Source organism: Actinoplanes rectilineatus (assembly GCF_000962825.1).
GTDB classification, from domain to species: Bacteria; Actinomycetota; Actinomycetes; order Mycobacteriales; family Micromonosporaceae; genus Actinoplanes; species Actinoplanes rectilineatus.
This window is the reverse complement of sequence record NZ_JZKF01000039.1, coordinates 72,669-80,745: the sequence shown is the minus strand read 5'-3', so window position 1 is coordinate 80,745 and position 8,077 is coordinate 72,669. Positions and strand designations below refer to the sequence as shown.

Here is an 8,077-nt window from a genome sequence, read left to right as displayed (position 1 = left end):
CCACGCACCCGGCCCCGGATGCCGGCCCTACGGCCGTGCCCCGCGCCCACGTCGCGAGGGAGCCACGGGACTCCCCGTCACGCGTACCCCCGAAAAAGCCCGAAGCTGACCGCTCAGTGTGACCCCCGCCGCTGAACAAGTTCTTTGAATCTGAAATAGTTTCCCCGTCAAAGAAGTTGGACAGGGCACAGGCACGACGAGCACCAGGGAGCCGGTCATGCAGTTCGGGATCTTCAGCGTCAGCGACATCACCACCGACCCCACGACCGGGCACACCCCGACCGAGGCCGAGCGGATCAAGGACATCGTCACGATCGCGAAGCACGCGGAGGAGGTCGGCCTCGACGTGTTCGCGCTCGGTGAGCACCACAACGAGCCGTTCTTCTCGTCGTCGCCCACCACCACCCTCGCCTACATCGCCGCGCAGACGACGACGTTGCAGCTCAGCACCGCCACCACGCTGATCACCACCAACGACCCGGTGAAGATCGCGGAGGACTTCGCGATGCTGCAGCACCTCGCCGACGGGCGCGTCGACCTGACGCTGGGCCGCGGCAACACCGGGCCGGTCTACCCCTGGTTCGGCAAGGACATCCGGGCGGGCATCCCGCTCGCCATCGAGAACTACTCGCTGCTGCACAAGCTGTGGCGCGAGCACGTCGTCGACTGGCAGGGCAAGTTCCGCACGCCGCTGCAGAGCTTCACCTCGACGCCGCGGCCGCTCGACGAGGTCCCGCCGTTCGTCTGGCACGGGTCGATCCGCAGCCCGGAGATCGCCGAGCAGGCCGCCTACTACGGTGACGGCTTCTTCGCGAACCACATCTTCTGGCCCGCGTCGCACACCGAGCGGATGGTCCAGCTGTACCGGCAGCGCTTCGAGCACTACGGCCACGGCAAGGCGGACCAGGCGATCGTCGGCCTCGGCGGTCAGGTGTTCATGAACAAGAACAGCCAGGACGCGGTCAAGGCGTTCCGGCCGTACTTCGACAACGCCCCGGTCTACGGCCACGGCCCGTCGCTGGAGGACTTCTCCCGCGAGACGCCGCTGACCGTCGGCAGCCCGCAGCAGGTCATCGACCGGACGCTGGGCTTCCGCGAGTACGTCGGCGACTACCAGCGTCAGCTGTGGCTGCTGGACCACGCCGGCCTGCCGCTGAAGACGGTGCTGGAGCAGCTCGACATCCTCGGCGCCGACGTGGTGCCGGTGCTGCGCAAGGAGTTCGCCGCCCTGAAGCCGGCGCACGTGCCGGACGCGCCCACCCACGCGTCCCTGGTGGCAGCCGCTCGTGCGAAGAAGGAAGAGGTCACGGCATGAAGCAGCGCAATCTGGTCGTCGTCAGCGCCGGCCTGAGCCAGCCGTCGTCCACCCGCCTGCTCGCGGACCAGCTGTCCGCGGCGGCGGTGGCCGCGGCCGCCCGGCTCGGCGTCACCCTCGACGTGCGGACCGTGGAACTGCGCGACCTGGCCCACGAGATCACCGACCACATGCTGACCGGTTTCCCGCCGGCAGCGTTGAAGGACGCGCAGGACGCGGTCACCGCCGCCGACGCGCTGATCGTGGTGACGCCGGTTTTCTCGGCGAGTTACAGCGGACTGTTCAAGTCGTTCGTGGACGTCCTCGACAAGGATTCCCTGGTCGACAAGCCGGTCCTGCTGGCGGCGACGGCCGGCACGGCCCGTCACTCGCTGGTCCTCGAGCACGCGCTGCGGCCGCTGTTCGCCTACCTGCGGGCGTCGGTGCTGCCCACGGCGGTCTTCGCGGCGAGCGACGACTGGGGTTCCGACTCGGTGGAGGGCCCGCTGCGGGCCCGCATCGACCGGGCCGCGACGGAGCTGGCCCGCGAGACGGAGCGCCGGGAGCCGGTCACGGTGGTGGACCCGTTCGCCCTGACGACCGACTTCGAAAACCTTCTCAAGAACCTTTAGGGGTACGCGCAGAGCCCCGTCCCCACGCCCCCGGCGGTCCGGTCCTCCACCCGGGCCGCCGGCTCGCGTTGCCGGCCGGCGTATGCATTGCCGGCCGACGCGTGCGTTCGGCATGTGCCCGGTTTTTGCCCACACCCGTGGCGGTTGTGGGCACACCCACCACGGGTGTGGGGAAGAACCTCTGTGTATGCCCTGGGCTCAGACGGCGGCCCGCTCCCGTGCAGGGACGACCCACTAGCTTGGGAGGCACACCCCCGGAACAGAGGAGAGCCCCGTGGGCAAGGTGGTCATGTACAGCTCGGTGTCGGTGGACGGCTTCATCGCCGACGACAACGATCAGCCCGGACCGCTGTTCGACTGGCTGACCGGCGGTGACGTCGCGCTGGAGGAGAGCGGCGTGCTGACCGTGTCGCAGACGTCCTACGACTACACCCGGCCGTACTGGGACCGGATCGGGGTGACCATCGTCGGCCGGCACGTCTTCGACATGACCGACGGCTGGAGCGGGCAACCGCCGGGCGGGGTCGACCACGTGATCGTCGTGTCGCACCGGCCGGCACCCGACGGCTGGGACGCGGAGGCGCCGTTCCACTTCGTCGACGGTGTCGAGGCGGCGGTGACCCGGGCGCAGGAGCTCGCGGGTGACCGGATCGTCGAGGTCGCGGCCGGTGACGTCGGCGGTCAGGTGCTCGCCGCGGGCCTGGTCGACGAGGTGCGCATGGATGTCGTCCCGGTCGTGTTCGGGTCCGGCAAGCGCTACTTCGGGCGGGTCCGCGCGCAGCACCTGCTGGAGGGCCCGGACGTGGCGATCCAGGGCAGCCGGGTGCTGCACGTGCGTTACCAGGTGCGCCGCCCGCAACGATGAGCCTCAGGGCGTGGCGGCCTGCACGATCTCCCAGTCGCCGTTGTGGATCAGGTAGCCGCGGCCGGCGTCCAGGCGTACCGGCGACCGCCTCGGCAGCGTGACGCCCAGCAGGTCGCCGTCGAGGTCGATGTTCGGGCGCAGCAGCAGGCCGACCTTCGAGCGCCGGACCGTGCCCGTCCAGTGGCTGTACAGGGTCCGGACCGTGTCCGCCCGGGCCGCGATCACCACGTGCAGGTCCGGCCGGTGCGCCGCCAGCAGGCCGGCGATCGCCCCGTCCGCGTCGTCCAGGGCCTCCGCGTCGTCGATCAGCACCGCCACCGGGCCCTCGACGGTACGGACCGTGGCCAGCAGGGCCGCCGCCTCCCCGCCGGCGGCCGCGAACCGGTGCAGCGCCGGATGGTCCCGCAGCGGGGAGCGCCGCCCACCGATCCCGGCCACGTGCACGCCCGCCGCGCGCAGCACCCCGGCGATGGTCAGCAACGTGGTGCTCTTGCCGCACCGGGCCGGGCCGGCGATCAGCGCGTGGTCCCCCTCGTAGAGGACGAGCTGCCCGGCCGTCAGGTCGGACTCGCGGATGCCCAGCGGGATCCGCCACGGCTCGCCGGTCACGTCCGCGGGTGGCAGCGCCGATGCGTCGACCGTGGTCGGCAGCACCCCGATCCGGGCCGCGGGCCGGGGACCGTCCGGGTATTTCGCCGCCACCGCCGCGGCCATCGCCGCACCGGTCGGGGCCGGTCGCCCGACCTGGGCCTGCAGTCCCTGCGGCAGCGCGACCATCCGGCCGGGGGTGCGGGCGGGCACGTCCTTGCGGGTCAGTCCGGCCTGCACGTAGTCGTACGGGTCCGGCAGCCGGAACAGCCACCGCTGGGTGGTGACCGACGTCCAGGCCTGCGGGATGGTGCTGAACCGGTCGGCGGTGACCGCGAACGATATCCCCGCCGCGGTCCCGTCCGCGTACAGCCGGGTGAGCACGTCCATGATCGCCAGGCCTTCGACGTCGTCGAACTCGGCGCGCATCGCGGCCAGGTTGTCGATCAGCACGACGATCGGGCGCCGCGACGAACCGGATCGCCGCAGGTCCAGCTCGGCGCGCAGGTGCCGGATCAGGCGGACCTGGCGTTCCCGGTCGTCGGCGGCGATCACCGTGCCGACGTGCGGGAGTGCCTCGAGGACGGCCAGATCACCGGTCCCGTAGTCGACGGCGTACACCTCCAGCTGCTCCGGCGGGCGGGCCACGGCCAGCGCGAGTCCGAGGGAGATCAGGGTCGTGGTGGTGCCGCTCCCGGTGATCCCGAACAGCAGGAGGTTGCCCTCGACCGGGTCCCAGCCGACCGGGTACTGCTGCTGCCGGTCCGGGTCGTCCGCCAGCGCCACCACGGCCCGCGAATCATGCGGCGGCAGACCGGCCAGGTCGACGTCGTCGCCGAGCGGTTCCGGCCACGGCCGTCGTGGCGCCGGCAGGTCCGCCGCGGCTGCCACGATCGCGTCGACCAGCCGCGCCAGGTCGGTCCGGCCCTCCTCCGGCCGGCCCGGTGAGCCGGGTTCGCGGGAAGGATCCGGGTCGAAGGTGAACGGCACCACCCGCACCGGGGCGTCGTCGCCACCACCGGACGCGGTGGTGACCAGCGCGGTCTGGATCGGCACCACCTCACCCGGGCCGAGCCGCACGTAGGCCCGCCCGGGCAGCAGCCGGCTCAGCTCCGCCGCCTCCCGCACGCCGATCACGTCCACCGAGTCCGCCGCGTCCTGCACCCGCAACGCCACCCGCAGGTTCGTGTTCGTCCGGATGTTGTCGTTGACCGCCCCGGACGGTCGTTGCGTGGCCAGGATCAGGTGCACCCCGAGGGTCCGTCCCCGCTGGGCGATACCGACCAGCGCCGCCAGGAAGTCCGGCAGTTCCTTGGCCATCGTCGCGAACTCGTCGATCACCACGACCAGCCGCGGCATCGGGTCGGCCACGGCCGCGCCGCTGCGGACGTACTCGATGAGGTTGTCGGCCCGCACCTCCCGCAGCCTGCGCTCCCGGTGCCGCAGCTCCGCCTCGAGCGCGCGCAGCGCCCGCTCGCCCAGCTGCTCGTCGAGGTCGGTGACCATGCCGACGGTGTGCGGCAGTCGGGAACACTCGTCGAAGGCCGCGCCGCCCTTGTAGTCCATCAGCACGAACGTCAGCCGGGTCGGGTCGGCGCCCGCCGCGAGAGCGGCGACCAGGCTGCGGAGCAGTTCACTCTTGCCGGAGCCGGTGGTGCCGCCGATCAGGCCGTGCGGACCGTCGCGGATCAGGTCGAGGACGAACACCCCCCGGTCGGTCATGCCGAGCGGGGCGGTGAGGCCGACCGGGTCGGCCCGGTTCCAGCGGTCACGGACCGCGGGCGCGTCGACCTGGGCGAGGCCCAGCATCGGCAGCAGGCGCACCCCGTCGGGCAGGCCCGCTCCGGTGCGCCGCAGTTCCGGGTCGTCGAACCGGGCCAGGTGCCGGGCGCAGGTCCGGGCGTCGGCCACCGGGATCCCGGCGAGCAGCACCTCCTCGACGGCGACCCCGTCGGCGGGGCGGCGCACCACGGCGTCGCCGTCCGGCCCGACGATCTCGACGACGGTGTCGCAGGCCGCCGGGAGACGGTCGGCGGTGGCGGCCAGGACGATCCCGGCGACCGGCGCCGGCGGCTCGGACCGGCCGAACGGGGTGGGCGCGGCGATCCGGGCGGCGTTGAGCAGGTCCCGGCCGGGCGAGGCGACACCGTCGGTGAGAACCTCCGAATCGATCACCACCAGGGCGGTTCCGGCGGCCGCCCCGGCGGCGAGCTGCCGCAGCAGGGCGTCGCTGCGGTCGCGCCGGTGGGCGAGCCAGCGCCCGCTGTCGTCGGGCAGCCGGGTGTGCGGCAGCCATTTGCACCAGTCCCAGGCGGGTTCCCGGCCGTCGTCGGCGAAGACCGCGACGGTCAGGTCGGCCGGCCCGTGGTGCACGGCGGCCTGGCAGATCAGGCTGCGGGCGACGGCGAGGGCGGCGGCGCGGTCGCCGACGATGCCGGTCACACCGCCGTGCGCCAGGGTGATCTCGACCGGCGCCGCGGCCAGCCGGATCGCCGCGACCCGGTCGGCGGCGTCGTCCGGGAGCCGTCCGCCGCTGTCGGCCCGGGCCGGTGGTGGCCACGGCCGGTCGGCGATCCCGGCGTACAGGCGCAGGAAGTCGTCGTGGTGGGTGCGCCGCTCCCACAGCCGGGTGCTGGGCAGCCCGGCCCGGCGCAGCGCCTCGGCCGGGTCCGGCAGCACGTGCCGCAGCCGGTCGCGTTCGGTGCGGGCGGCGGCCGCCAGCGTCTCGCCGAAGGCGTCCAGGGCGGTGTCGTAGCGTTCCCGGTCGGCGGCGGTCTCCTTGCGGACCCGGCGCCGCGACTCCAGGTGCGTGCCGATCCCGATCACCGGCGAGAGCAGCGCGAACAACCCGAAACGCAGGTCCCGGGTGACCGCCACCATGATCACGGCGAGGACGATCGGGCCGAGCGTGGACGCCAGACTGAAGTGCGGCTTCTGCGGCTCGCGCGGCACGGCGGGCGCGGTCGCCTCCTCGGGTACGGGCGGGGGCGCGGCGCGCGGCGGCCGGTTGAACGCGATCGTCCCGCCACGGCCCAGGTGCCGGCGCAGGTCCAGGCCGGCCGGGCGGTCCGGGTCGCCGGCCCGCCGCACGGCCAGGGCGACCGCGCCGACCCCCAGCACGTCGTCCGGGTCCAGGCCGGCGGTCCCGGACACCCGCACCCCGTTCTTGAGTACGCCGTTCGCCGCGCCCAGATCCGTGACCGTCACACCGTCGGCGCCGACGTCGAGCCGGCAGTGTTCCCGGGAGACGGTGTCGTGTTCCAGCCGCAGACCGGCCGACGGGGCACGGCCGACCACCCACCGTCCGGGGAGCAGCGGCCACGCCCGGCCGGCTTCGAGTCCCGCCACGGTGACCGCCTGGTACGCCGCCCGGGTCGGCGGTCCCGCCCCGGCCGGCGGTCCCGGGGCGAGGACGGCGCCCTCGTGGAGTCCGGAGTCACTGATCGGGACGGACGTGTCGACCGGGCGCCCGTCCACCGCGGCCACCGGCGGGACGGGTGCTCCGAGCGTACGAAAAAGGTCGGCGAGAGTGGCATCGCGGCTGCGCGGGCGCACCTCGATCTCGAAACCGGCCGTGGCCGGTCCCGCCGGTGTCCAGACGATGTGCACGACCACCCCGCTCGATCCGACGAGTCGCCCCGGACCAGGCTAGCCGCATCCACACCCGTCAGTCTCGCCGCAGACGCTCCGCAAGCCAGGCGACCGCCAGCGGATAGCGATAGTCGATCGCCCCGTGACCGGCCGGGAACAGCTCGAAGTGGATCCGGTCGGCGGGCACGCCGATGCGCCGCAGGCCGTCGTGGAACGCCTCGGCGCCCAGGTCGAGGAACCATTCGTCGCGGGTGCCGGCGTCGATCCACACCGCGGACAGTCCGCGCAGCGCGTCCGCGTACCGGTCGATCATCCGCACCGGGTCCCAGGCCAGCCACCGCTCCCACAGTTCCGGGATGAGCTGCCCGGTGCGCGGGTCGAACGGCAGGCGCGGCGTGCCGTCCGGGTCGGCGGAGAACGCGGCCGAGCAGCCGAGCACCATGACCAGGCTCATGTCCTCCTCCTTGGTCAGCGCCACCCGGCTGTTGAAGTCCGCCCACCAGGCCTGGATGTCGTGGCCGTACTCGCGCAGCGCCCGGGTGGCCTTGGCGAACTCGTTCAGGTACGCGTACTCGTAGAGGTTGTCGCCGGCGTGCGTGGCGAGCAGGCCGAACAGGTCGGGCCGCAACATCGGCGTGATCATCGCCCCGAACCCGCCGGACGACTTGCCGGAGATCGCCCGCGCGGCCGGATCGGCGATGGTCCGGTACCGCGCGTCGACCCACGGCACGACCTCGTCGCAGAGGTACGTGTGGTACCTCCCGGTGCCGGGCGAGTCGACGAACTGGGAGCCGCCGTACGCGGTCCACGCGTCGACGTAGACGATGACGCACCCCGGCGCCCGGCCCTCGGCGAACACCCGGTCGGCGGTCTCGACGAACGGCTGGCGGAACGGGGTCCGGTTGCCCCACATGGTCACCGCGCCGGAGTACCCCTGGATCACGTAGATCACCGGGTACCGTGCGTCGCCGCCGTCGTAGCCGGGCGGCGTGTACACCCAGATCGGCCGGACGTGCGGGTCTCCGAGGGGGTTGTCCCGCAGCACCACCGAGTCGATCGTCTCGTGATGCAGGACACCGCTGAGCTCACTGCTCCATATCGACATGA

General features: G+C 73.0%; 5 protein-coding genes. 3 read left to right on the top strand and 2 right to left on the bottom strand.

The annotated features are described in order from the left end of the window. Positions 1-217 precede the first annotated feature (217 nt). From WH85_RS26690 to WH85_RS26680, 3 genes are all read left to right on the top strand, one after another. Positions 218-1,315, top strand: coding sequence for an LLM class flavin-dependent oxidoreductase (locus WH85_RS26690; RefSeq protein WP_045744755.1), 1,098 nt, complete (start codon positions 218-220; stop codon positions 1,313-1,315). Then, the gene (locus WH85_RS26685) at positions 1,312-1,926 is read left to right on the top strand and encodes an FMN reductase (RefSeq protein ID WP_045744754.1); all 615 of its coding nucleotides are present in this window, start codon (positions 1,312-1,314) and stop codon (positions 1,924-1,926) included. Before WH85_RS26690 ends, WH85_RS26685 begins: the two co-directional genes overlap by 4 nt. A gap of 274 nt (positions 1,927-2,200) precedes the next feature. After that, positions 2,201-2,791, top strand: coding sequence for a dihydrofolate reductase family protein (locus tag WH85_RS26680; RefSeq protein ID WP_045744753.1), 591 nt, complete (start codon positions 2,201-2,203; stop codon positions 2,789-2,791). Between the two features lie 3 nt (positions 2,792-2,794). Here WH85_RS26680 and WH85_RS26675 read toward each other — a convergent pair whose 3' ends face one another. Together WH85_RS26675 and WH85_RS26670 are read right to left on the bottom strand one after the other, a co-directional pair. Further along, positions 2,795-6,994 (bottom strand): type VII secretion EssC family protein, encoded by a 4,200-nt coding sequence (locus tag WH85_RS26675; protein ID WP_052720807.1) that lies wholly within the window; start codon positions 6,992-6,994, stop codon positions 2,795-2,797. Positions 6,995-7,046: 52 nt separating this feature from the next. Continuing rightward, positions 7,047-8,075: an alpha/beta hydrolase-fold protein gene (locus WH85_RS26670; RefSeq protein ID WP_045744752.1), complete on the bottom strand. Its 1,029-nt coding sequence runs from the start codon at positions 8,073-8,075 to the stop codon at positions 7,047-7,049. Between the last annotated feature and the right edge of the window lie 2 nt (positions 8,076-8,077).